Origin of the sequence: Embleya scabrispora, from assembly GCF_002024165.1 — a bacterium.
GTDB classification, from domain to species: domain Bacteria; phylum Actinomycetota; class Actinomycetes; order Streptomycetales; family Streptomycetaceae; genus Embleya; species Embleya scabrispora_A.
Genome location: NZ_MWQN01000001.1, coordinates 1,168,954 through 1,192,727, shown reverse-complemented (window position 1 = coordinate 1,192,727; position 23,774 = coordinate 1,168,954). Strand labels below are relative to the sequence as shown.

Genomic DNA, 23,774 nt, shown 5'->3' with positions numbered 1-23,774 from the left:
GTCGTGTCCGTGCGGTGCTCAGGCGTCTCGTGTGCGCCGGGCGGTGGCGGCCAGGGCGATCGCCTCGCCCCACTCGATCTCGTCGCGGGAGTCCGGGTGGTCGAGCACCGCCCGCCGCAGCCGCGGCCACACCCCCGCGTTCGTCCACACCGTGAACCGACGATGCGCCGTCGGCGACGCCACCCCGAAACACGCCGGCAACTGCCGCCACGCACACCCGCTGGTCAGCACGAACACCACCGCCGTGAACACCGCACGCTCCTCCACCGGCGCCCGACCACCCCCCTGCCGCCGCACCCCGAAACCCGGCAACAACGGAACCACCAACTCCCACAGACGATCCGACACCAACCGCCCCGACAGCGCATCACCCACCATGACGCGCAGCATGCCATGACACGCGTCCCCGGATGTGGGCAACTCCCTTACTCTCGGGCCCCGTTCACGCTTCGTACCCACGTGTGGACGCAGCGGTCGGGAGGACCGTCGAACGCCGGACACGACATCGTCCCGAAGCCCGCACGAAGCGGACTCCGGGACGATGTCGAGTGCCGTCCCCCGTCAGGTCGCCGCGCTCACCGCGACCACCTCGAACGGGGTGCCCTGCTCGTCGGCGACCAGGACGCTCGGGCCGCGTGAAGTGTCGTAGGGGCCGGTCAGGACGGAACCACCCGACGCGGTCACCTTCGCCACCGCCGTCGCCAACTCGGCGACCCCGAAGGTGACCAGCCAGTGCGACACCGCTCCCGCACCCGCCCGGGCGAGGCCGGCCACGGGACGGCCGTCGAGCCGCAGCACGACGCCCGCCGCCGCGTCCGGGCCGCCACCGTCCGGTCCGCCCGACCCGGACGGCTCCGGCGTGACGGTGTAGCCGAACACCTCGACATAGAACGCCTGCGCCGCGCCGAAGTCCCGGGTCAGGCACCGGTGCCATACCGCCGCGCCGGGTACGTCCGCGACCTCGGCGCCGAAGTACTCGTCCGCCTGCCAGATCCCGAACACCGCCCCGCCCGGGTCGGCCGCCACCGCGAACCTGCCGTGCGTGCCGACGTCGGTCGGCGCGACCGTCAGCGTCCCGCCCGCCCGGACGATCCGTTCCGCCACCGCGTCGGCGCTCTCGACCGCGATGCAGACGAGCCACGCCGACGGCGCGTTCGCCGGCTCCCCGAACCGGGGACCGATGTCGGCGACCGTGCGACCGTCCAGACTCGCCGTCAGGTAATGGTCGTACTCCTCGCCCCGGTCCAGGAAGTCCCACCCGAACAGGGCTCCGTAGAACGCGCTCGTGTGTTTGGGATCACCGACCCGGACCTCCACCCAGCAGGGCGTACCCTCCGGCCACGCGGTGTCGCGAAATGTCATGCGGGTTCCTCGGTTCGTTCGTGTCGCCGGAAGGCGCGCGTCGCCGGATCGTGCTCGCCTCAGATGTCGAGGCCGAATTTGCGCAGCCGCTCCTCGCTCACCAGGGTGATTCCCGGCTCCGGCTCGAGCCCGCGCTTGAGCGCGCCCGCGACCTGGAGGGTGCGCAGCGTCTGGTACTCGATCGCGCCGAGGTTGTCGTCGGTGACACTGTTCGCCTCGTGCCGCGAGATGGTGCCGGTGCCGTACGGCGCGCCGTTGCCGGGCTGGTGCAGCACCGCCGCGGCCGAACCGTTGGAGACGATCACCGAACCCCAGTGGCAGAACGCGTTGTGCAGCGCCAGGATCGTCGCCTGTTGGCCGGCGTGCGGCATCGACCCGGAGGCGAACGCCGAGACCGCCTTGTTCATCAACTTGCCCGGAATGGCCACCGGTCCGGTGTGGTCGAAGAAGTTCAGGATCTGCGGCGCGGGCAGTCCGTAGTGGACCGGCGTGCCGATCATGATCGCGTCGGCCCACACCAGGTCGTCCAGGCCCGCCTCCGGGATGTCCGCCGTGGCGGTCGCCAGATCCTGATACGCCTGCTTGTCCAGGATCATCGGATCGGGCAACTCGGCCACCTTGCGCACGCGCACCTCGGCGCCCGCGGCCCGAGCCGTCTGCGCGGCCTTTTCGACGAGCTGGTAAATGTTACCGCTGCGCGAATGGAAGATGATGGAGATGTTGGTCAAGGGGTACGCTCCCGGTGAGCCGATATCGTCTCGGCGTATGCAGATATCGTCGACATCATGCCGGGCCGACAAAAGATCGGCCCAGCCATGGTTTCGGGATCTGTCAGGTCCGTCGCGGCAAGCCGGGGCGGGAAAAACCGAGGTGACAGACATGCCCCTCGATTCTGTCCGACTCGACCGCCCGATGCTGTACTCGAACCATGTCTGCCATTCGAAACGACGTACGCCTTCCCGCCGAGCCGGCCGAGCTCCTGCACACCTTCGTGGGCGCCTTCAACGACCGGAACCTCGAACTGCTCCAGGAGCTTTTCGAACCGGAGGGCATGCACGTGCGCGAGCCGGGGGTCACCACACAGGGCGCGCAGCGGCGGGCCGCGCTGCCGACGGTGCTGCGCCATCGCGTCCCGATCGCCGTCTCGCTGCGCAACGTCTACGTGGTCGGCGACATCGCCCTGGTGATCAACGACTACGTACACGACGGGGTCGGCCCGGACGGTGTCCACGTGCACATCGAGGGCACCGCGACCGATGTCGCCCGGCGGGGGGCCGACGGCTGTTGGCGGTACGTGATCTCCAACCCCTCGGGCACGAGCTGAACGATCCCGGGCGGCCCCGGCCGGGTTTCGAATTCATTTCCCGGTACGCGCCTTCGCCCCGTTTTCGGCCCGGGATTTCGGCCTCATACCGGCACCCTCGCAGACGGTAAATCCTCGGTCAAGCCGATTTTCGCGAATCCGTCGGATGGCCGGCCAGCTGACAGACTCGCATCGACCTGACGAACCGGAACCCCCGCCCTTGGCGCGCTCGGACAAAAGAGCGAGGGTGGGGGCGTGTTCTCTTCAGTCGTTTCGGATCACCGTCCAAGTAAATTCCGAGACCGGACGGCCGCGCCGAATAGCCGCGGCCGTCCGGGTGGGCATTCAATCGCTGGAGCCGGCATTGACCAGTGACCTGCTGCCGATTCCGCGGCACCCGGCCGCGCAACAGCCGGACTGGGAGGACGACGCCCAGATCCACAGTGTTCGACAAACGTTGGCGGGACGCCCCGCCCTGGTCGGCGAAACCGACGTGCGTACGCTGCGCCGCGGCCTCGCGCAGGTGAGCGCCGGCGCGGCGGAGTTGATCCAGGCCGGCGACTGCGCCGAGGATCCCGGCGAGTGCGGCGAGGCCGATGTCGCCCGCCGAATCGCCGTCCTCGACCTGCTCGCCGGCGCGATGGAACGGCTCGGCCGGCGCCCGGTCGTGCGCGTAGGACGCATCGCGGGCCAGTTCGCCAAGCCCCGATCCCGGCCGACCGAGTATGTCGGCGGCGTCGAACTGCCGGTCTACCGAGGTCACTTGATCAACGGCCCGAAACCGGTGGCGGAGGAGCGGCGGCCCGATCCGCTGCGCCTGGTCACCGGTTATCTGGCCGCTTCCGAGATCATGGGACACCTGGACCGGCACCGGGCCGCCCACCCGAGGGTGCCGGTGTGGACCAGCCACGAGGCGCTGGTCCTCGACTACGAACTGCCCCTGGTGCGCCGGACCGAGTCCGGCGACCTGCTGCTGACCTCGACGCACTGGCCGTGGATCGGGGAGCGCACCCGCCAGGTCGACGGCGCGCACGTGGCGCTGCTCGCGAAGGTGGTCAACCCGGTCGCGGTCAAGGTCGGCCCGGACATCGACCCGGCCGAACTGACCGAACTGTGCCTGCGGTTGGACCCGGACCGGGTGCCGGGCCGACTCACCCTGATCATCCGGATGGGCGCGGACACCATCGCCGAGCGACTGCCCGCCCTGGTCCGCGCGGTGCGCTCGGCCGGGCATCCGGTGGTGTGGCTGAACGACCCGATGCACGGCAACACCGTGGTGACCGACCGCGGTTACAAGACGCGCTACGTGCGCACGCTCCGCCGCGAGGTCGCCGCGTTTCGGGCGGTGCTCGCCGAGGCCGGCGAACACCCGGGCGGCGTGCACCTGGAGACCACCCCGGACCAGGTCACCGAGTGCGTGTTCGACACGTGGGAGGCCGACCGGGTGGGCGAGGTCTACACCAGCTTCTGCGATCCGCGCCTGACGGCGGAGCAGGCACTGCTCGTCCTGGCCGCCTGGGACGCCGAGGTCGCGCCCGACGCGTGGACGGCGGCCGAGGCCGGGTCGGGCCCGGCACACCAAGCGACAGGAGGGCAATCGACATGACGAACGAGGTCGCGGTGGTCACCGGCGCCGCCGGGGGGATCGGCGGCACGGTCGTGCGCGCGCTCGCCGAGCGCGGCACGGCGGTGGCGGCGGTGGACCGGGACGCGGACCGGCTGCGCAAGTACGTCGCGGAACTGGTCGCCGCGGGCCTGCCCGTGACCGCCTTCCCCACCGACGTCACCGACGCGGACGAGGTCGAGGCCACCGTGGCGGCGGTCGAGGCGCAGCTGGGCCCGGTGCGGTTCCTGGTCAACGCGGCCGGCGTGTTGCGCCTCGGCCCGGTCCGCGAGATGTCCGACCGCGACTGGGCGGACATGTTCGCGGTCAACGTCGGCGGGGTGTTCCACATGTCCCGCGCCGTGGTCGACCGGATGGCGCCGCGCGGCGAGGGGGCGCTGGTCACGGTGTCCTCGAACGGCGGCAGCACCCCGCGCGCGAAGATGGCCGGCTACGCCGCCTCCAAGGCCGCGGCCACGATGTTCACCAAGTCGCTCGGCCTGGAGGTGGCCCGGTACGGCATCCGCTGCAACGTGGTCGCGCCCGGGTCGACCGACACGCCGATGTTGTGGTCGATGTGGCACGACGACAGCGGACGCAGGCACACGTTGGAGGGCGACCCCGACGCATTTCGCGTCGGCATCCCGCTGGGCAAACTCGCCCGGCCCGAGGACGTCGCCGCCGCGGTGCTGTTCCTGCTGTCCGACCAGGCCGGGCACATCACGCTGCACGAGCTCACGGTCGACGGTGGCGCCACGCTCGGCGCCTGAGAGGATAGCGATCATGCCCGGTATCCCGGACATTGCCCCATATCCGCTGCCCGGCGAGAGCGATCTGCCGGCCAACACCGCCCGATGGACGGTGGATCCGGACCGCGCGGTCCTGCTCGTGCACGACATGCAGCGCTACTTCGTGCGCCCGTTCGCCGCCGCCCAGCGCCGCGAACTGATCGACAACATCGTGCTGTTGCGCGAACGCTGCGCCCACCTCGGGATGCCCGTCGCGTTCACCGCCCAGCCGGGATCCATGACCGCCGAACAGCGCGGCCTGCTCCTGGACTTCTGGGGTCCGGGCATGCGCGTGTCCGCCGAGGACCGGGCCATCGTGGACGAGTTGGCCCCGCGTCCGGAGGACTGGCTGCTCACCAAGTGGCGCTACAGCGCCTTCTTCCGCTCCGACCTGCTGGAGCGCATGCGCGCGTGCGGCCGCGATCAACTCGTCGTCTGCGGGATCTACGCGCACGTCGGGGTGTTGATGACCGCCGTGGACGCGTTCACCAACGACATCCGCACCTTCCTGGTCGCCGACGCGGTCGCCGACTTCTCCGCGGCGGACCACGCGCTCGCCCTCGAATACGCCGCCCTCCAGTGCGCGGTGGTCGCCACCACCCGCGGGCTGCGCACCGACGACGGCCCGCTCGTGCCGGCCGCGCAGGACGCGTCGCCCGCCGGGGTCCGGGCGACGAGGATCGGGGCGGCGAGATGAGCCGCACACCCCCGGCCGAGGACTCGGCCCGGGCCCTGCTGGAACGGGTCCTGGCCGCCGACCCGCCGCCGTTCGCGCTGCTGTACCGCCCCACGGTCACCGCCGGCGACCGGGTGGAGATCCTCACCGGGGACATCGGCGTGGTGGAGCGGGTCGCCGACATCCCCATCCCCGACTCGCCGTCGGGACCGGCCGGCCCGGATGTGCTGGCGCTGCTGCCGTACCGGCAACTCGCCGAACGCGGCCTGCCCGCGCCCGACGACGGCGCACCACTGGTCACGCTGACCGTCCGGGAGCAGGCCACGCTCTCCCGCGCCGACGTGCTCGGCCGGCTGCCCGACGCGGAGATCGACTGGACGGACGGGCACTTCGACATCGACGACGACGCCTACGCCGCGTTGGTCGCCGACGTGCTGACCGACGAGATCAGCGCCGGCGAGGGCGCGAACTTCGTGCTCAAGCGCCGCTTCCTCGCCGACATCACCGACTACACCCCGGCTACCGCCGCCGCGTTCCTGCGCCGCCTGCTCGCGCACGAATCCGGCGCCTACTGGACGTTCCTGGTGCACACCGGCGCCCGCACCCTGGTCGGCGCCAGCCCGGAACTGCACCTGAGCCTGCGTCGGGGCGTGGCGGTGATGAATCCGATCAGCGGCACCTACCGGTATCCCACCTCCGGGCCCACGCTGACCGGCGTCATGGACTTCCTGCACGACCGCAAGGAGACCTACGAGCTGTACATGGTCGTGGACGAGGAACTCAAGATGATGTCCCGGGTCTGCGACCGGGGCGTGCGGGTGGTGGGCCCGTTCCTCAAGGAGATGGCCCGGCTCGCGCACACCGAATACTTCATCGAGGGGCGCACCGACCGCGACATCCGCGAGGTGTTGCGCACCACGCTGTTCGCGCCGACGGTCACCGGCAGTCCGGTGGAGAGCGCCGCCCGGGTGATCGCCCGGTACGAACCGGAGGGCCGCGGCTACTACTCCGGGGTGCTCGCGCTGTTCGGCCGCGACGGCGCCGGACGACACACGCTGGACTCGTCGATCCTGATCCGCACCGCCGACATCGACGCCTCCGGGCGGATGGCCATCGCCGTCGGCGCCACGCTGGTGCGCGATTCGCAACCGGCCGCCGAGGTGGCGGAGACGTGGGTCAAGGCCAACGGCCTGCTGGGCGCCCCGCGTTCGGCGCCGGCGCCGGCGCGCTCCCTGGGCGGGCACGCACGGGTACGGGCCGCGCTGCGCGAGCGCAATACCGACCTGGCCCGCTTCTGGCTGGACGGACCCGGGAGCGACGCGGGGGAGTTCCCGAGCCTGGCCGGCAGGCACGTCCTGGTGATCGACGCCGAGGACGCGTTCACCGCGATGATCGCACACCAACTGCGCTCGCTCGGGCTGCGGGTGAGCGTGCGCGGCTACGACCAGCCGTACTCGTTCGCCGATCACGACCTCGTGGTGATGGGCCCGGGACCCGGCGATCCGCTGGACCACGGCGATCCGCGGATCGTGCGCCTGCACGACGGCATCAAGCAACTGCTGGCCGAGCGGCTTCCGTTCCTCGCGGTGTGCCTGAGCCATCAGGTGCTCAGCCACCAACTGGGCCTGGATCTGCGCCGGCGCGCGACGCCGCATCAGGGTGTGCAAAAGAACATCGAACTGTTCGGCCGCCCCGAACGGGTCGGGTTCTACAACAGTTTCGTGGCCCGCAGCGCGTTCGACCGCGCGTATCTGCCCGACGTCGGCCCGGTGGAGATCTGTCGCGAGGACGGCGTCAACGAGGTACACGCGCTGCGCGGACCACACTTCGCGGGCGTGCAGTTCCACGCCGAGTCGGTGCTCACCCGCGACGGCGCCCGAATCCTGGGCACGTTGATCGCCGACGTGCTCGACGCCGGGCAACACCGCGCGACCGTGTCGACACCGGGCGCGGAAGGGGTGCATCCGTGAACACCACGCCACACGAGATCGCCATCATCGGCACCGGCCCTCGTGGGCTGTCCGTGCTGGAGCGGCTGTGTGCCAACGAACGTGCCCGGCCGACGCACGAGAGCCTGGTCGTGCACGTCGTCGACCCGGCCGCGCCCGGCGCCGGCGCGGTCTGGCGGATGGAACAGTCGCGGCATCTGCTGACCAACACGGTCGCCTCGCAGACCACCGTCTTCTCCGACGCCGCGTCGCGGATCGACGGGCCGATCGAGCCGGGCCCGAGCCTGTACGAATGGGCCGCGGACCTCGCACTGCGGCACGCGGCCGGAGGCGTCGAGGCGGACCGGTACGACCCGGCCACGCTCGCCGAGGCGGGCCGGCTCGGGCCGAACGACTATCCCACGCGGACCCTGTGCGGCTGGTACTTCGCCGACTGCTTCCGGCGGATCCGGGACGGCGCGCCCGCGCACGTGGAGATCCGCGAGCACCGCTCGCGCGCCGTGGCCATGGCCGACACCCACGGATTTCCCGGCGGGCCGCAGGGGGTGCGACTGGCCAACGGGACCCGGCTGAACTCCCTGGACGCGGTCGTGCTCGCCCAGGGACACGTGGCGGCGCGGCCCACGCCCCGGGAGGAGCGCACGGCCAGCCTGGCGCGGATCAACCACCTGACCTACCTCACCCCGACCAACCCGGCCGACGCCGACCTCGACGGCGTCGCGCCCGGCCGGCCCGTACTGCTGCGCGGCCTGGGCCTGTGCTTCTTCGACTACCTCGCGCTGTTCACCCTGGGCCGGGGCGGCCGGTTCGAGCGGGTCGACGACCGCACGGTGTACCGGTCGAGCGGCAACGAGCCGATTCTGTACGCCAGTTCTCGGCGCGGTCTGCCCTATCAGGCACGTGGCGAGAACGAGAAGGGCGCGCACGGCCGCTACTTCCCGCGCCTGTTGACCCCGCACTACGTGGCCGGGCTGCGTGCTCGCTCCCGCCGGGGCGCGCCGATCTCCTTCAAGCAGGACCTGTGGCCGCTGATCGCCCGCGAGGTGGAGACGGTCTACTACGAGACGCTGCTCCGGCGGGCCGGCCGGGGCGACGAGTGCGGCGAGTTCGCCGAGCGGTATCTGACCGCCGGGCCGGCCGAGCGTGACACCGTCCTGGCCGACCGGGGCATTGCGCTCGCGGATCGCTGGAGCTGGGACACGATCGCCGATCCGCTCCGGGGACGGGAGTTCGCCGACCGGGACGCGTTTCGCACATGGCTCCTGGCACATCTCACCGAGGATGTGCGCCAGGCCCGCCAGGGCAACGTCAGCGGGCCGTTCAAGGCCGCCCTGGACGTCCTGCGCGACCTGCGCAACGAGGTCCGCCTGGCGGTCGACCAGGGCGGCCTGGACGGGGCGTCGCACCGCGACGAGCTGGAGCGCTGGTACACCCCCCTGAACGCGTTCCTGTCGATCGGCCCGCCACCACGACGGATCGAGCAGATGATCGCGTTGATCGAGGCCGGCGTGCTCGAATTGACCGGCCCGGACACCCGGATCCGGATCGACACCCGCACCCCCTCCTTCATCGCCGACTCCACCACGGTCCCCGGGCCCTCGGTGCGGGCGCAGATCCTGATCGAGGCGCGGTTGCCGGAACCCGACCTGCGGCGCACCGCGGATCCGCTACTGCGCCATCTGCTGCACACCGAGTCGTGTACGACCTTTCGCATCCCGAGTTCGGGCGAGGACGAGTACGACTACGAGACCGGTGGGCTGGCGGTGACCGAACGGCCGTACCGGGTGATCGACGCGCACGGCCGGGCACACCCCAGGCGCTTCGCGTACGGCGTGCCCACCGAGGCGGTGCACTGGGTCACCGCGGCCGGGATCCGGCCCGGCGTGGACTCGGTGACCATCGCCGACGCGGACGCGATCGCGCGAGCGGTGCTCGCGCTCGGCCCGAGCCGGGTCGAGATCGACGCGGCGACCGAGGGCGAGCACATCGAGGTCGTGGTGTGACCGGCGCCGCGGCCGGGCGACTTTCGTACGTGGACGCCGGGTTGTTGTCGCCGGTGCGCGCGGGCACGCCGGTGGAGGCCGCGGTCGGCGACGCGGCGTGGTTGCAGGCGATGCTGGACGCCGAGGCCGCGTTGGCCCGGGCGCAGGCCGCGCTCGGGCTGGTGCCGGCCTCGGCGGCCGAGGTGATCACGTCCGCCGCGCACGCCGACCGGTTCGACCTGCGGGCCCTGGCGGTGGACGCGCGCGAGAGCGCCAATCCGGTCGTCGCCCTGGTTCGGGCGCTGACCCGGGTGGTGTCCGCGATCGATCCGCACGCCGCCCGCCACGTGCATCTGGGTTCCACCAGTCAGGACATCCTCGACACCGCCGCGATGCTGGTGGCGCGGCGCGCGGCGACGCTGCTGCGCGCGGACCTGGCCCGGGTGGCCGAGGCCCTGGGCGCCCTCGCCCGGCGCCACCGCGACACGCCGGTGGCCGGGCGTACGCTCGCGCTGCACGCGGTGCCGACCACGTTCGGGCTCAAGGCCGCGGGTTGGCGGCGGCTGGTCCTGGACGCCGATCGGCGGGTGGCCTCGGTGTCGAACGGGCTGCCGGTCTCGCTCGGCGGTGCGGCCGGCACCCTGGCCGGCTACGTCGAGGCGGGCGCCGACCCGGAGCGGCTGGTGGCCGCGTTCGCCGCGGAAACCGGCCTGTGTGTACAGGTGTTGCCGTGGCATGCGCTGCGTACGCCGATCGCCGACGTCGGCGCGGCCTGGGCGCATACCGCCGGCGCCCTGGGCAAGTTCGCGGTCGACGTGCAGTCGTCGACCCGGACCGAGGTCGGCGAGGTGGTCGAGCCGCACGTGCCCGGGCGGGGTGCCTCCTCGGCCATGCCGCAGAAGCGCAATCCGGTACTGGCCACGCTGATCCGCAGCGCCGCGCTGCAAGTACCCGCGCAGGCCGCCGTGTTGACCCAGTGCATGCTCGCCGAGGACGAGCGCTCGGGTGGTGCCTGGCACGCGGAGTGGCAACCGCTGCGCGAGTGCCTGCGGCTGACCGGCGGCGCCGCACACACCGCCGTGGAGTTGGCCGAGGGCCTGGTCGTGCGGCCCGAGCGCATGCGCGCCAATCTCGCTCTCACCGGCGGCGCGATCGTCGCCGAACGGGTCGCCGGCGTGCTGGCCGCGCACCTGGGCAAGCCTGCCGCCGCGGCGCTGCTCACCCGCGCCGTCGAGGCGGCCGACCGGCTGGGCCGCCCGCTCGCCGACCACCTCGCGAGCCTGCCCGAAGTGGCCGAGCATCTCGACACCGCCGAGCTGACCCGGCTCTGCGACCCGGCCGGCTACACCGGCGCCGCCGCCGACCTGGTCGAGCGGTCCCTGCGCGCGGACCCCCGGGACTGAGCGGGCCCGAGCCGGTCGGCGCCCCCCGCCGACCGGCCGGTACCCGGGTATTGTCCGCGCAACAATATTCCCGCTTTCCGGGTTCTCGGCTCGTATGTTTCGGGAAAATTACACGCCGTGCACTATCGGCGCGCAGCCGACCGCAACGCTGACCGGCCTGACCCGGTGATGACCAGTCTGACCGCGCCTCGACCTTGCCGGCGAACGACCGTGCGATTAAATTCGAACCGCATTGACCTGAAAACGGCAGCAGGTCGGGTGCGGCGGATGCGGGTCCGCGGCACCACGGCATTGCCGGAAGTCCCGGTGCGGCCCTCGATCGGTCGACCGGATGAAGGGGGATCAATGAATACGAGCGGACGGCTCCACGACCCGGAAAGGTCGCCGGGCCCGATCGTGGCAGCGGGGCCGAGAAACCCGTCGGTTTATTTCCCCCAACGACCCGTATTGGTTGTCGAGCCATGATCGCCGGAAGAATTCGGACGCGCTAGCCGGCCCTCCCGGGGCGAGTCCGCGCGCCGCCCCGCGCCCTCGTACGCCGCCGGCGGCAGTACCTGCGGCGTACCGCCCGACGATCCCGTCCCGCCTGACGTGCAGTCCGCCGCAGCGGTCCGGGTGCCCGGCTGCCTCGACGCGCCGCCGGGGTCTGCGTACCCCGGGTCGCGGGCGGTCGCGCCCCCCCGCATTCCGTGCATCCCACCCCCGCCCCACCTCCGCCCCTCGCTCTCGCCTTTCGCATCCGATCTCGCCCTCGACGACGACGCCCTCGCGCGGCGTGTCACAACCATGCCTCGTCGTGCCTTTCGGGCTGCCGTTTTTCGTTGCCGATTTCCTTCGGAAGTAAACTGTCCGTCCAGCAACAGGAGTGGTAATGGCGCTCGCCAACGGCAGCCCGAATCATGCATGCCTGCCAAAGTTCGCCGACCGTGGCCCGGATTCCGAGGCGGCCAGGAAGGTGACCCTCGATCGTTTGGTCGCCGAGGTGTCCCCGATTGTTTTCGCCTCCCTGCCCAGGGCGGATCAACGACGTAAAGGTGTCATGTATCTCCGCGGATTGCTCGGTGCTCCGGGACGGAAGTCCGTTCGGAATATCGCCGCCTTTCTCGGAAAGCAGGTCAACGACCAGGGACTGCACCATTTCATCAACGACTCCACGTGGGACTGGGAGCCGATGCGAGAGGCGCTCGGGCGTTATCTCGCCCGGCACACGTCCCCCCATGCCTGCGTGTTGCAGCCGATGATCATTCCGAAGTCGGGTACCCACTCCGTCGGGGTCGCCAGGACCTTTTCCTGGGAGCGGGGACAGGCGGTGACCGCGCAGCAGGTGGTCGGCGTGTGGGCGGTGTCCGCCACCACGGCGAGCCCGGTCAACTGGCGGCTGCACCTGCCCCCCACGAGGCCGCGCGGCCGGGGCGAACGGGACCCGTCCGGGCCCGAGACGGGCTACGACACGCCGGAGGATTCGATGGTCCGGGCATATCTGGAAACCGCCATGCGGCATCGAATACCGGATTGTCCGGTGGTGTTGAATGCGGAGCGGCTGGACGGCATCGGCGTCGTCTCGAAGCTGAGTGCGGCGGGCGTGTCGCACATATCCAAAGTCGCCGAGGACACCTGGCTGCTCCCCGCCGACCCGGCTTTACCGGGGTGGGGCGACGAACCCCTCCAGGCAAGCCGGATCGCACGGCTCGTCAAGGTCGGCCGGAAGCGCATGTTCCTCATTCCGTCCGGCACCGACGAGGCCGCCGAACTCGTCGCCACCGTCCGGGTCCGACTGCCGGCCGTCCCCGACGGAACGCGCCGTTCCCGCAGCGGAATCGGGGACTTCCTGTTGCTCGGCGTCGGCGGCATCGGCGGACAATGGCCGGCGGAGCTGTGGCTGACCGATCTGACCAACGCCGACCACGCCTCGCTGCTGCGCCTGATCCGGCTCAGTCGGCGGGTGGAAAGCCTGGGCATGCCGCGCGCCGAGCAGGTGGGGATCCGGGACTTCGCCGGACGATCGTTCGCGGGCTGGCACCGACACGCCACCCTCGCCTCGGTCGCACACGCGGTCACCGAACTCGCCGAGCACAAGCTGAGCATCGCCTGACGTACGGCCGATCCACCGCCGCGCCGCCGGCGCCGGTACTCCCACGCGTTCGCTCCCGAGGCGGCCCCGCGGAAGGTCCCGGCGCCGCCGGCGCGCAGGCGGCCACGGCACACACCCGGCCGCCGGTGCTTCGGCATGGAACGGCGCGCGGGCGGACACCGGACGAACAGGAACACCGGGCCGGCCCGCCACATCGGGCGGGCCCGAAGATCGGGCGAGCCCGAACCACCCCGACCGGACCGGAGAATTCGAGCACATGCGCGCAGCCTTCATCGACTCGCTCGGACCGGCGGAGAACATCCGCTACGGCGAACTCCCGGCGCCCACACCGGGGCCGACCGATGTCCTGGTGGACGTCCTCGGCACCACCGTCAACCCGGTCGACATCCTGCTTCGTTCCGGGGTCTTCCGCACGCCCGTCGGGTTTCCGCTGGTGATCAGCCGCGACCTGGTCGGCACGGTGGCAGCGGCCGGGCCGGGTGCGCCGGGCTTCACTGTCGGCGATCTCGTGTGGGCCAACAGCCTCGGCCACGGCGGGCGGCCGGGTGCGGCGGCCGAACAGGCGGTGGTGGCCGCCGACCGGCTCTACCCCCTCCCGGCGGGTGTCGACCCGACGGCGGCGGTCGCCGTGGTACATCCCGCCGCCACCGCGTATCTGGCCCTGTTCACCCACGGCCGGGTCACCGCCGGCGACACGGTCCTGGTGCTCGGCGCGGCCGGGAACGTCGGCAGCGCCATGGTGACCCTGGCCGTCGACGCCGGGGCCCGGGTGATCGCCACCGCCGCCGCCGCGGATCTCCACCACTGCCGGGCCCTGGGCGCCGACGCGGCCTTCGACTACCGGGACCCGAAGCTCCTCGACCTGATCGCCGCCGCCTGCCCCGGCGGAGTCGACGTGCACCTGGACTGCTCCGGCCGCAACGACCTGACCGAGGCGGTCGAGCTGCTCGCCCCGCGCGGCCGGGTCGTCGTCCTGGCGGCGACCGGCACCGATCCGGTGGTGCCGGTGCGCCGCCTCTACATGAAGGACTGTTCGATCGCCGGCTTCGTCATCTCGCATGCCACGTCCGGCGAACTCGCCGAGGCGGCGGGCACGATCAACCGCCTCCTGGCGAACGGCCGACTCCGGGCCCGTACGCTCGAGCAACAACCGCTGAGCGCCGCCGCCGAGATGCATCGGCGGATGGAACAGGGCCGGTTGCACGGCAGACGTGTGGTGCTCCTGCCCGGCGGCTGAACCGGACGCCGCCCCGCCTCACAGGAGGTCGAGGCCGCGCAGGTCGGCGACACACTTGGCGAGGTAGTCCGGTGTGATGGACGGGACGGGCTCGCCGCCGACGGCGGCAAGCGCGGCGGTGAAGCGGGCGTTGGGGACGGCGCCGGCCGGTCGCGGTTCGCTCGGTCGGGCGTAGGCCGGGAGCAGCGGGAGCAGCGAGCCTCGCCGCCGCTCCTCGGGCAGCCCGCGCAGCGCCGCCTCGAAGCGCATGCGCCACTGCTCGTAGTCGGCGAACCGGCGGATCGGGTGCCCGGCGGCGATCAGCCAGTCCACCATCTCGTCCAGGGAGACGCCGTCGTCGTTGGCGTTGACCGCGTGATACGTGCGGTACCCGTCCGAGGCGTCGGCGCCGAGCGCGGTGATCGCCGCCGCGGTGAAGTCGACGGGCAGGCCGCTGTAGTGCGCCCGGCGCCGCCGCCCGTCCGCGTCGAGGTGGTGGAACGAGAGCGGCGCCATGCCGGTGGCCACCACGCTGAGGATCAGCCGGGTGAAGCGGTCGGGCAGGTTGACCACGCCCGGCAGTCGACGGTGGGCCAGGATCATGTCCGGCCGAAATACCGTCACCGGCAGGCCCGTTCGCTCATGCGCGGCGCGCAGGAGCACCTCGCCGGCCCACTTGCCGGTGGCGTATCCGTTCGCGTCGGACCCGTCCAGCCGGCGGACCGGTGCCGCGGTGCGCACGTCGACCGTCTCGTCGAGTACCGATCCGTCGGGCTCCAGTGCGGCGGCGATGGTGGACACGAAGGTGAACGGCTTCGCCGGGCCGGTGAGCGCGAGTTCGATCAGCTCCGCGGTGCCGACCACGTTCGGGCCGAACAACCGGCCGTACGGAAGCACGTGGTTGACCAGGGCCGCGGCGTGCACGATGCGATCGGTCTCGGCGGCCAGCCGCCGCCAGGTCGACGCGTCCAGGCCCAGGCGCGGCGCGGACACGTCGGCGGCCGGGACCTCCAGATGCCGGGCGGCGACCGCGTCGAACCAGCCCGGCCGATCCGCCGACGCGGCGCGCAGGCAGCGGACCACCCGCTCCCGGGCCGCCGCATCGTCCTCCGCGCGGGTCGGACAGATCAGCCGGCCGCCGGTGTCGGCCATCCGTCGCAGCCACTCGACGGCCAGGAACGCGCCCAGGTAGCCGGTCGCGCCGGTGAGCAGGACGGTTCCGGCCGGCGCCGCGGCCGGCCGGCTCGCGGGGCGGCGAAGCAGTCCCGCGTCCATGAACCGCTCCGGGCTCAGCTCGTCCGCGCGCACCTCGACCGCGTCGCGGCCGTGGATCGAGGCGAAGGTGGGCCGGGCCGGATGCGGTTCCCGGGCCGCGCCGAGATGGTCCGCGATGCGGGTCAGGGTCGCGGTGGGGCCGAGGACGAGCTGTACCGGGACCTCCACGTCGAAGATCTGCTCCAGCACGGTCGCGAAGGTGTGCGCGGACAGGGAGTCCCCGCCCAACTCGGCGAATCCGGCGTCCGGACGCAGAGCCGACGCGGGATGCCCGAGGGTGACCTGTACCGCGGCCAGGACCGCGTCCAGGGGCGCCGCGTGCGGCCCGGCGTCCCGCAGCGCGGCGAAGCGACCGGCCCGGCCCGCCGCGATGTCCGCGTACAACCGTTCCAGGCGGGCGCCGTAGCGGGCGAGGAGGGCGGGGCGCAGCGGCTTGCCGATCCCCGACAGCAGCCCGTTGGCCACCGTGAACGGCTCGGGTTCGAGGATCACGTCGTGCGGGATCTCGTACGCCGCCAACCCCGCGTCGCGCGCCAGTTCGCGCATCGCGTCCAGGATCCCCGCCCGGGTCGTATCGTCGTCCGCCGGCGTCGAGCCGCTGCGGGCGGGGACCACCACGGCGAGCAGGAACGCCTGTTCCGGGCTGCCGTATATGTGGATCTGCGCGATGTGCGGGCTGGTCGCGTACAGCGCCTCCAGACGCGAGATCGCCACGAACTCGCCCTGGGACAACTTGACCACGTTGTTCGTCCGGTCGACGTAGACCAGGTGATCGGGGGCGAGTTCGGCGAACACGTCGCCCGTGCGGTAGTAGCCGTCCGCGTCGAACGTCCGCGCGTCGACCTCGGGTTGCCGGTAGTAGCCGGGCACCAACCCGACGGACTTCAGCCGCAGTTCGCCGCGCGGGTGGGGTTTGTCCGTGCCGAAGTAGCCCAGTTCCGGGACGTCCACCAGTCGGTAGTCGAGTACCGGGGGCCGCCGTACCCGCCCGTCGACGACCACCGCCCGGGTGGTCTCCGTCGAGCCGTAGCAGTCCACGATCCGGGTGCCCAGCACCCGGGCCATGAACGTGTGCATCGCGGCCGACAGCGGCGCGCTGCCGCACAGGGCGCTGACGATCCGGCCGCCGAGCATGCCGTCCCGGATCCTGTCGCGCGCGGTTTCCTCGGCGGTCGACACGTCGATGTCGGCGCCCGCTTCGGTCGCGGCGCGCGTGACGCGGTCGACCTCCAGCAGGTAGCGCTGATGCACCATGTCGCAGATCCTCGGCACCAGGCTCAGCACGGTGGGCCGGGACAACCGGATGTCGTCGAACAGGGTGGACATGTCGCCGCGCGCGGCGAAGAATCCGATGCCGCCCGAGGACAGTCCGGAGATCAGCCAGGCCCGGCCGTTGACGTGGCTCATCGGCATGTAGTGCAGGACGATCGTCGGCAGCGGGGTGTCGGGGCTCGCCCCGGCGTTGGTCATGCCGCCGCGCCCGTTCTGCCACATCCGGGTGATCATCGACGCGGTGTAGATCGCGCCCTTCGGGGTGCCGGTGCTGCCTGATGTGTAGATCAGGCCGACCAGCCGATCCGGATCGCCGTCGTCCCGGGCCGGCACGGTCGGCAGCCCTTCCCCGCGCCGCAGTTCCTCGGCGAGCGAGACCACCGCGGCGCGCCCGGCCAGTTTGTCCGCGGCCGCTCGCAGCACGCCCCGATGCGCGTCCACGCGGGCATCGTGGTCGAAGACCACCACGCGCTCGATGGACGCCGAGCGCAGTACGGTCTCGACCGCCACGTCGATGGCGTCGAGATCGGTGGCGAGGATCCGGGGTGCCGTCTCCGCGACGATCGGCGCCAGCCGCGCGGCGGGGGAGCCGGTCGGCAGCGGGACCGCGACCGCGCCCAGGTACATGCAGGCCAGGTCGATCGTGGCATGGTCGACGCCGGTGAACCCGACCACCGCGACGAAGTCGCCCATGCGCAGGCCGCCTTCGACGCTCTCGGCCCACGCGCCGGCGAGCGCCACCACCCGCCGCCACACCTCGGCATAGCCGAAGTACTCGAATTCCGGCAGCAGTTCGAGGGTGGAGCGGCCGGTGTCGGGGTCGCGGACGAGCCGTTCGGCGCGTCGGGCCAGCGCCGGCCGGTCCGCGTAGCCGTGCATCGCGGCGGCGATGGTGGCGACGAGGCTGCCGTCGCATCCGGCGATGGCGTCGGCGACGCTCGACGAGGGGATCGCGCGGGCGAATTCGGGATCGTGCGCCCGAAGTGCGGTGACGCGGGCCGCGAGGTCGTGATGCGTCTGATGCTCAGGCATGAGTGCTCCGATGGGTGGCGAGTCGGATGAATCGGCGGCCCGAGAGGCGGGGAGGACGCGGTTTCGGCTAGCCGGTGTGCGCGGGCAGTCGGCGCCCGCCGACGGCCGTGGCCACCGCCATCAGCAGGTAGACCACCACGGCCGCGGTCGCCGGTGCGGCGATCGTGTTCCCGGACTGGAGGCCGCCGATCAGCGCGACGCCGATCATGGTTCCGGAACTGCGCGCCGCCGAGAGCAGTCCACTGGCGATCGCCGTGCGGTGCTCCGGGGCGGTCGCCATGACCAGGGTGATCTGCGGCACGGTCGCCAGCCCGAAGCCGAGTCCGATGAAGGTGAGCCCGACACCGACACCGATCGGGGTCTCGCCGCCGAGGAAAATCAGCAACACGCCGCCGATCGTGGTCGACACGGTCGCGATGGCCAGCACCCGGAAGGCGCCGAGCCGGGCGTTGACCCGCCCGGCGACCAGGGGCATGAACGTGATCGGCAACGCGGAGGGCAAAAAGCACAGTCCGGTGGCGACCGGCCCGTAGCCGTGCACCTGCTGGAGGAACACGCTGATCGCGAAGACCAGGCCGTAGTAGCCGACGAACAGCAGCAGACCCACCAGCACGAACTCGCGGAACCCCGGAGCCCGGAACAGAATCGCCCGGAATCATCGGGAACGTGCACGCCCGCTGCCACATCACGAAGGCGACGAGCCCGACCAGCGCGACGCCGGCCGCCGTCAGGGGCAGCGGATGGGTCCAGCCCAGCTCGTGCCCCTCGGTCAGCGCCAACGCGATACCGCCCAGTACCACGATGGCGAGCAACTGCCCGGGAAGATCCTGCGGTTCCCGGGCCCCGGGCGGCGCGTCGGGCCCCTTCTCGCGCCCGGGCATGTGGCGGGCCGCGAGCCACAGCGTGATCACCACGATCGGCGCGTTGACCAGGAAGATGCTCCGCCAGCCGATCGCGCCGACCAGCGCCCCACCGAGAACCGGCCCGAAGGCGACCGGACTTCCGGCCACCATCGCCCAGACGGCGACCGCCTTGGCGCGCTCGTTCGGCTCCTTGTAGGTATCGCTGAGCATCACCAACGACGCGGGCACGAGCAGCACCGCGCCCAGCCCCTGGCCGGCCCGCATCGCGACCAACACCGCGCCGTTCGGGGCGAGTCCGCACAACACCGAGGCCACCCCGAACACCGCCGTGCCCACGCGGAACACGGACACCGACCCGTAGCGCCCGACCGCCGCGGCGCCGGCCAGCACCAGACTGGCCAGCACGATCACGTACGCGTCGACCACGAGTTGCATCGTGGCCAGACTCGCGTGCAGGTCGGTGCGGATGGCCGGGATCGCCACGTTCACGATGCTGATGTCGATGACCATCATCCCGTAGCCCAGGCTGACCACCGTCAGTACCCGCCCCGGCCGCGGCGGCGCGTGGTCCGCCCTGGGCGTGCGGTGGTCGGAACCGGTCGAGTTGGCCATGAGGTTGCCGTTTCGCATGAGGCGATGGGTGCGGGCGTGCGAACCGACGCGGTCTCGCGGACCGCCGAGCGGTGCCGGGCAGGGTCGATCGGTGCGCCGAAATCCTATCCGGGGGCAAACCGGGGACGTCAACCGGGAAATCTGTCGGACCCGCCCGAATGCGCGCCATTGATCCGATTCCAGGGTTCGCTCTAGAGGTTCCTCTGATTTCCGCAGGGCCCGCCGCCGGCTACGTTCGGGGCGCCGCCAACTGCGAGAGGAATTCATCGTGGGAGTGAGTGGAACGGGCTCACCATTTTCTGCGCCGAGACGGAACCCCGGTTTTCCGCAGCGCCCCTCGTCGATGCCGTTTCACCGCTACACGCGGAACGACCCGGTGTTGCCGCCGGGCCGGGACGGTGGGTCGAGGGCATGGCCGGACCGGGTGCTCGACCGTGCGCCGGTGTGGGCGTCGGTCGACCTCAGAGACGGGAACCAGGCCCTGGCCGAGCCCATGGACCTGCGCCGGAAGAAGCGCATGTTCGACCTGCTGGTCGGGCTCGGTTTCAAGGACATCGAGATCGGATATCCGGCGGCGAGCGTCGACGATTTCGACTTCGTCCGCGAACTGGTGATCAAGAACGGAATTCCGGACGACGTCACCGTATCGGTTTTCACCCCGGCCAGAACCGAACTCGTCGAGCGCACCTTCGACGCCATTCGCGGCGCCGAACGCGCGGTGGTGCATTTGTGCCACGCGACCGCGTGCCTGTGGCGCGACGTGGTGTTCGGCATGTCGCGCGCCGAGGTGTTGCGGATGGCCGTCACCGGTGCCGAGGACCTGGTGCGGCTCGCGGAGCGGGAGAACGGCGCGGACATCCGCTTCGAGTACTCGCCCGAGACGTTCAACGTCACCGAGCCGGACTTCGCCCTGGAGATCGCCGACCGGGTCGCGGCCGTCGTCGACGCCTGCCCGGACCGACCGCTCGTGCTCAACCTCCCGACCACCGTGGAGACCCACTCGCCCAACGTCTTCGCCGACCAGATCGAGTGGATGCACCGCAACCTGGACCGCCGCGACTCGATCGTGTTGTCCGTGCACCCGCACAACGACCGGGGCACCGCCGTGGCCTCGGCCGAACTCGCCCTGATGGCCGGGGCCGACCGGGTCGAGGGCACCCTGTTCGGCAACGGCGAGCGCACCGGCAACGTGTGCCTGGTGACCCTCGCGCTCAACCTCTTCGGCCGCGGCGTGGATCCGGAACTGGAACTCTCCGACATCGACGCGGTCCGCGAGATCGTCGAGGACTGCAACCGACTGCCGGTGCACCCGCGGCACCCGTACGCCGGCGACCTCGTCTACACCGCCTTCTCCGGCACCCATCAGGACGCCATCGCCAAGGGCCTGGCGGCACTGGCCGAGCGGGCCGGCGGAGATCCGACGAACGCGCCGTGGCAGGTGCCGTATCTGCCGATCGACCCCAGGGACGTCGGCCGCGACTACGAGGCGATCATCCGGGTGAACAGCCAATCGGGCAAGGGCGGCATCGCCTACGTCCTCAAGGCCGGCTGGGGACTGGACCTGCCGGTCGGCCTGCGCCGCGACTTCGCCGGCGTGGTACAGGACGTCACCGACGCCACCGGGCGCGAACTGGATCCGCAGGACATCTGGCGGCTGTTCCGGGAGACCTATTGCGTCGACCCGAGCGCCGTCTGTCGGGGCGCGGCCGACGAGCACGAGGTGATCGAGGAGTTGGCCGCCGCTTACGGCGTCGAATTCACCCGGGTGTCGATCGCCGGCGCGCGGGACGCGACCGTCTGCTACGTGGAACTGGCCACGGCCACCGCCGCGTTCTGGGGTGTCGGCCTGGCTGACGGCGCCACGGACGCGGCCCTGCGCGCGGGCCGTTCCGCGCTGCGCCGCGCGGGCGCGGACGCGGGCGGGGGAGCGGAAGCGGGCACCGGCCCGGGGGCGGGTGTCGCCTCGAGCGTGGGGGCCGGCCTCGACTCCGGCGGCGCCGAAAGCGCACGAGGAGGATCGCGATGAGGACGAATTCCTTCCGGACCGTCGCCCCCGGGACCTACCGGGAGGACGGCGGCCTGGAATACGAGGACTTCGTCCCCGGCGAGGTCGTCGAACACCGACCCGGCCGGACGATCACCATGACCGACAACGTGTGGAGTTCGCTGCTCTGCCTCAACCAGCACCCGCTGCACATCGACGCCGTATACGCCGAACAGACCGGCTTCGGCCGCATCGTGGTGTCCAGCCTGGTCACCTTCGGCATCGTCAACGGCATGACCGTGGCCACGATCAGCGCCAAGGGCGTGGCCAACCTCGGCTGGGACAAGGTGCGGCTGTCCGCCCCCGTGTTCGTCGGCGACACCCTCTACGCACAGACCCGCATCCTCGCCAAACGCGAGTCGAAGACCCGGCCCGACGAGGGGATCGTCACCGTGCACACCACGGGCCTGAACCAGGACGGCGTGACCGTGATCGCCTTCGACCGGACCGTCCTCGTCCCCCGACGAAAGGAAGACCGATGATCCCGGTCGTCGACCTGACGGCAGCGCGCACCGACGCCGACGCCGAACGCGCCGTCGCCGAGGAGATCTCCCGGGCCTGCAAAGGAACGGGCTTCTTCATCGTGCGCGGCCACGGCATCGCCGCCGACGTGTTCACCGACGCCTACGCCGCCTCGCTGGACTTCTTCGGGCTCCCGCTGGACACCAAACACGAGTTCGCGATGCGGACCAGCACGGTGCGCGGCGACAACGACTACAGCCCCTACGGATACAGCGCGCTGTTGTCCGAGAACGCCTACGCCTACACCGGCAGGGCCGGCATGCCGTCGGACTACGTGGAGAAGTTCAGCGTCGGCCGGCTGATCCTGGACGACGACGAGGAACTGCCCTTCCCCGACGACCCGGACGGCGCGGCCTTCCGCGGCGCGCTGAAGCGGTACTTCGCGGCCTGCGAGTCGGTGTCCGACCGGATCGCCGAACTCCTCGCGCTGGCCCTGGACCTGCCCCGCGACTTCTTCGCGATTCGCACCGACACCTCGAACGACTCGCTCCGCTCGCACCTGTACCCGGGCATCGCCCCGGAGTTCGTCAACGACCAGGGCATGGGGCAGCACACCGACGGCACGCTGATCACGCTGCTCACCCAGGACGGCCCGGGCCTGCAGATCCGCGACCGCGCGGGCGAGTGGCTGGACGTGGGCGTGCGCGAGCAGGACACGTTCATCGTCAACATCGGTGACCTGATGGCCCGTTGGTCCAACGACGAGTACGTCTCCACGCCGCACCGGGTCCGGCTCGACGTGCGCCGCAGGCAGTCGATCGCGTTCTTCAAGCTGGCCAACGACGACACCGTCATCGACTGCTTCCCCGCGTTCGTCAAGGACCGGCCCGCCAGGTACGAACCGATCCGCTACGAGGAGTTCTCGCTGCGGAAGATGAATCTGCTGTTCGGAAGGGAGAGTGCGCGATGAGAGCACACGCGAGCCTGCTCTACACCCCCGCACTGCGCGTGGCATCGGTGGCCGAACCCGGCCGGATGCGCGCGGACATGCTGGTGTTGGACCTGGAGGACTCCATCCACCCGGCCCGCAAGGTCGAGGCGCGCGAGGCCCTGGCCGGCGTCGACCTGACCCGGGCCGAACTGCCCGCGCTGGGACTGCGGGTGAACACCATCGCCACGTACGACGGCCTGGAGGACATGCGGTTCCTGCTCGACGCCGACGCGAGAATCGGCGGCGTCCCGATCGACGTGGTCTTCATCCCGAAGATCGCCGGCGCGGGCGACGTGGCGATATACCGCTCACTGCTCTCGCGCACTTCGCGCCCGCCCGGTGTGTGCAGCTTCATCGAGACCGTCGACGCGGTGGAGAACGCCCTGGAGATCGCCGAGGTCAGCGACGGTCTGTGCTTCGGACAGGCCGATCTGACCGCCGAGTTGTACGCCCCGAGCGAGGTCTACCTCGACCACGCCCGGGCCCGGTTGTGTGCCGCGGCGTCCCGGTACCGGGTGCCCGCGATCGACACCAACTCCTTCGAACTGCACGACCTGGACCTGGTCGAGGCCCAGTGCCGGGCCGCCCGGAGCGCCGGATTCACCGGCAAGGCGGCGATCCACCCCCGCCAGGTGGACGTGATCGCCGCGACCTTCGCGGTCGGCGCGGACGAACTCGCCGAATACCGCCGCGTGGTGGCGGACTACGACAGCACCCCCTACGGCTTCGCGGTCGAGAAGGACCGCGTGCTGGCCCCGCCGTTCGTGCTGCGCGCCCGCCGCATGCTCGCCCTGCACACGGCCGACGCCGACGCCGCGTCGTAAAGCGTCGCCGCCTCGTAACCCGCAC

Annotated in this window: 19 protein-coding genes and 1 pseudogene; 13 read left to right on the top strand and 7 right to left on the bottom strand. The window is 71.5% G+C overall.

The genetic code is table 11. The features are described 5' to 3' along the window. Nucleotides 1-18: 18 nt before the first annotated feature. The 3 genes from B4N89_RS05295 to B4N89_RS05285 form a co-directional block, all read right to left on the bottom strand. Entirely contained in the window at nt 19-378 is a 360-nt protein-coding gene (locus B4N89_RS05295; protein ID WP_161500627.1) for a transposase, read from the bottom strand. A gap of 183 nt (nt 379-561) precedes the next feature. Next, a complete protein-coding gene (locus tag B4N89_RS05290) occupies nt 562-1,362 on the bottom strand; it encodes a VOC family protein (RefSeq protein ID WP_078974694.1) in 801 nt (266 codons plus the stop codon). A 59-nt stretch (nt 1,363-1,421) separates the two neighbouring features. Beyond that, the gene (locus B4N89_RS05285) at nt 1,422-2,090 is read right to left on the bottom strand and encodes a flavodoxin family protein (protein WP_078974693.1); all 669 of its coding nucleotides are present in this window, start codon (nt 2,088-2,090) and stop codon (nt 1,422-1,424) included. 200 nt (nt 2,091-2,290) lie between these two features. Here B4N89_RS05285 and B4N89_RS05280 point away from each other — a divergent pair, with 200 nt between their 5' ends. The 7 genes from B4N89_RS05280 (at nt 2,291) to B4N89_RS47540 (ending at nt 11,066) form a co-directional block, all read left to right on the top strand. Next, a complete protein-coding gene (locus B4N89_RS05280) occupies nt 2,291-2,686 on the top strand; it encodes a YybH family protein (RefSeq protein WP_078974692.1) in 396 nt (131 codons plus the stop codon). Between the two features lie 343 nt (nt 2,687-3,029). Further along, a complete protein-coding gene (locus B4N89_RS05275) occupies nt 3,030-4,271 on the top strand; it encodes a 3-deoxy-7-phosphoheptulonate synthase (protein WP_235618476.1) in 1,242 nt (413 codons plus the stop codon). Further along, nucleotides 4,268-5,038, top strand: coding sequence for a 2,3-dihydro-2,3-dihydroxybenzoate dehydrogenase (locus B4N89_RS05270; protein WP_078974690.1), 771 nt, complete (start codon nt 4,268-4,270; stop codon nt 5,036-5,038). The genes B4N89_RS05275 and B4N89_RS05270 overlap by 4 nt, the downstream gene beginning before the upstream one ends. 13 nt (nt 5,039-5,051) lie before the next feature. Next, entirely contained in the window at nt 5,052-5,753 is a 702-nt protein-coding gene (locus B4N89_RS05265; RefSeq protein ID WP_078974689.1) for an isochorismatase family protein, read from the top strand. Further along, a complete protein-coding gene (locus B4N89_RS05260) occupies nt 5,750-7,702 on the top strand; it encodes an anthranilate synthase family protein (protein ID WP_078974688.1) in 1,953 nt (650 codons plus the stop codon). Before B4N89_RS05265 ends, B4N89_RS05260 begins: the two co-directional genes overlap by 4 nt. Further along, nucleotides 7,699-9,684 (top strand): FAD/NAD(P)-binding protein, encoded by a 1,986-nt coding sequence (locus B4N89_RS05255; protein WP_078974687.1) that lies wholly within the window; start codon nt 7,699-7,701, stop codon nt 9,682-9,684. The genes B4N89_RS05260 and B4N89_RS05255 overlap by 4 nt, the downstream gene beginning before the upstream one ends. After that, nucleotides 9,681-11,066: a class-II fumarase/aspartase family protein gene (locus B4N89_RS47540; RefSeq protein WP_235618475.1), complete on the top strand. Its 1,386-nt coding sequence runs from the start codon at nt 9,681-9,683 to the stop codon at nt 11,064-11,066. Before B4N89_RS05255 ends, B4N89_RS47540 begins: the two co-directional genes overlap by 4 nt. A 778-nt stretch (nt 11,067-11,844) precedes the next feature. Here B4N89_RS47540 and B4N89_RS51195 read toward each other — a convergent pair. Continuing rightward, entirely contained in the window at nt 11,845-12,204 is a 360-nt protein-coding gene (locus B4N89_RS51195; RefSeq protein WP_235619001.1) for a hypothetical protein, read from the bottom strand. Between B4N89_RS51195 and B4N89_RS05245 the strand changes: the two genes are divergently transcribed. Continuing rightward, nucleotides 12,106-13,158: an IS701 family transposase gene (locus B4N89_RS05245; RefSeq protein ID WP_235618474.1), complete on the top strand. Its 1,053-nt coding sequence runs from the start codon at nt 12,106-12,108 to the stop codon at nt 13,156-13,158. The two genes, B4N89_RS51195 and B4N89_RS05245, sit on opposite strands and share 99 nt — an antisense overlap. A gap of 256 nt (nt 13,159-13,414) precedes the next feature. Next, a complete protein-coding gene (locus B4N89_RS05240) occupies nt 13,415-14,395 on the top strand; it encodes an NADPH:quinone reductase (RefSeq protein ID WP_078974685.1) in 981 nt (326 codons plus the stop codon). A gap of 18 nt (nt 14,396-14,413) precedes the next feature. Here the strand turns inward: B4N89_RS05240 and car are convergent, their stop codons facing one another. The 3 genes and pseudogenes from car to B4N89_RS53310 form a co-directional block, all read right to left on the bottom strand. Next, a complete protein-coding gene (car, locus tag B4N89_RS05235; protein WP_078974684.1) occupies nt 14,414-17,953 on the bottom strand; it encodes a carboxylic acid reductase in 3,540 nt (1,179 codons plus the stop codon). A gap of 67 nt (nt 17,954-18,020) precedes the next feature. Further along, the gene (locus B4N89_RS05230) at nt 18,021-18,596 is read right to left on the bottom strand and encodes an MFS transporter (RefSeq protein WP_268812537.1); all 576 of its coding nucleotides are present in this window, start codon (nt 18,594-18,596) and stop codon (nt 18,021-18,023) included. 223 nt (nt 18,597-18,819) lie between these two features. Next, nucleotides 18,820-19,428, bottom strand: a pseudogene (locus tag B4N89_RS53310) (MFS transporter); the annotation flags it as partial. A 343-nt stretch (nt 19,429-19,771) separates the two neighbouring features. Between B4N89_RS53310 and B4N89_RS05220 the strand changes: the two are divergent. Genes B4N89_RS05220 through B4N89_RS05205 form a run of 4 tightly spaced genes read left to right on the top strand, consistent with a single transcriptional unit; the run spans nt 19,772 to nt 23,749 of the window. Then, nucleotides 19,772-21,454 (top strand): 2-isopropylmalate synthase, encoded by a 1,683-nt coding sequence (locus B4N89_RS05220; RefSeq protein ID WP_078974682.1) that lies wholly within the window; start codon nt 19,772-19,774, stop codon nt 21,452-21,454. After that, nucleotides 21,451-21,954 (top strand): MaoC family dehydratase, encoded by a 504-nt coding sequence (locus B4N89_RS05215; RefSeq protein ID WP_078974681.1) that lies wholly within the window; start codon nt 21,451-21,453, stop codon nt 21,952-21,954. The genes B4N89_RS05220 and B4N89_RS05215 overlap by 4 nt, the downstream gene beginning before the upstream one ends. Continuing rightward, complete coding sequence (locus tag B4N89_RS05210; RefSeq protein ID WP_078974680.1) at nt 21,951-22,904, top strand: isopenicillin N synthase family dioxygenase; 954 nt, start codon at nt 21,951-21,953, stop codon at nt 22,902-22,904. The genes B4N89_RS05215 and B4N89_RS05210 overlap by 4 nt, the downstream gene beginning before the upstream one ends. Further along, nucleotides 22,901-23,749, top strand: a complete 849-nt coding sequence (locus B4N89_RS05205; RefSeq protein WP_078974679.1) for an HpcH/HpaI aldolase/citrate lyase family protein — start codon at nt 22,901-22,903, stop codon at nt 23,747-23,749. Before B4N89_RS05210 ends, B4N89_RS05205 begins: the two co-directional genes overlap by 4 nt. The last annotated feature ends 25 nt before the right edge of the window (nt 23,750-23,774 follow it).

Excerpts from the sequence above, each read along its gene's own strand:
- B4N89_RS05295 (WP_161500627.1), bottom strand. The coding sequence starts at position 378 with ATGGTGGGTGATGCGCTGTCGGGGCGGTTGGTGTCGGATCGTCTGTGG.
- B4N89_RS05290 (WP_078974694.1), bottom strand. The coding sequence starts at position 1,362 with ATGACATTTCGCGACACCGCGTGGCCGGAGGGTACGCCCTGCTGGGTG.
- B4N89_RS05280 (WP_078974692.1), top strand. The coding sequence starts at position 2,291 with ATGTCTGCCATTCGAAACGACGTACGCCTTCCCGCCGAGCCGGCCGAG.
- B4N89_RS05270 (WP_078974690.1), top strand. The coding sequence starts at position 4,268 with ATGACGAACGAGGTCGCGGTGGTCACCGGCGCCGCCGGGGGGATCGGC.
- B4N89_RS05265 (WP_078974689.1), top strand. The coding sequence starts at position 5,052 with ATGCCCGGTATCCCGGACATTGCCCCATATCCGCTGCCCGGCGAGAGC.
- B4N89_RS05260 (WP_078974688.1), top strand. The coding sequence starts at position 5,750 with ATGAGCCGCACACCCCCGGCCGAGGACTCGGCCCGGGCCCTGCTGGAA.
- B4N89_RS05245 (WP_235618474.1), top strand. The coding sequence starts at position 12,106 with ATGTATCTCCGCGGATTGCTCGGTGCTCCGGGACGGAAGTCCGTTCGG.
- B4N89_RS51195 (WP_235619001.1), bottom strand. The coding sequence starts at position 12,204 with ATGGTGCAGTCCCTGGTCGTTGACCTGCTTTCCGAGAAAGGCGGCGAT.
- B4N89_RS05240 (WP_078974685.1), top strand. The coding sequence starts at position 13,415 with ATGCGCGCAGCCTTCATCGACTCGCTCGGACCGGCGGAGAACATCCGC.
- car (WP_078974684.1), bottom strand. The coding sequence starts at position 17,953 with ATGCCTGAGCATCAGACGCATCACGACCTCGCGGCCCGCGTCACCGCA.
- B4N89_RS05220 (WP_078974682.1), top strand. The coding sequence starts at position 19,772 with ATGCCGTTTCACCGCTACACGCGGAACGACCCGGTGTTGCCGCCGGGC.
- B4N89_RS05215 (WP_078974681.1), top strand. The coding sequence starts at position 21,451 with ATGAGGACGAATTCCTTCCGGACCGTCGCCCCCGGGACCTACCGGGAG.
- B4N89_RS05210 (WP_078974680.1), top strand. The coding sequence starts at position 21,951 with ATGATCCCGGTCGTCGACCTGACGGCAGCGCGCACCGACGCCGACGCC.
- B4N89_RS05205 (WP_078974679.1), top strand. The coding sequence starts at position 22,901 with ATGAGAGCACACGCGAGCCTGCTCTACACCCCCGCACTGCGCGTGGCA.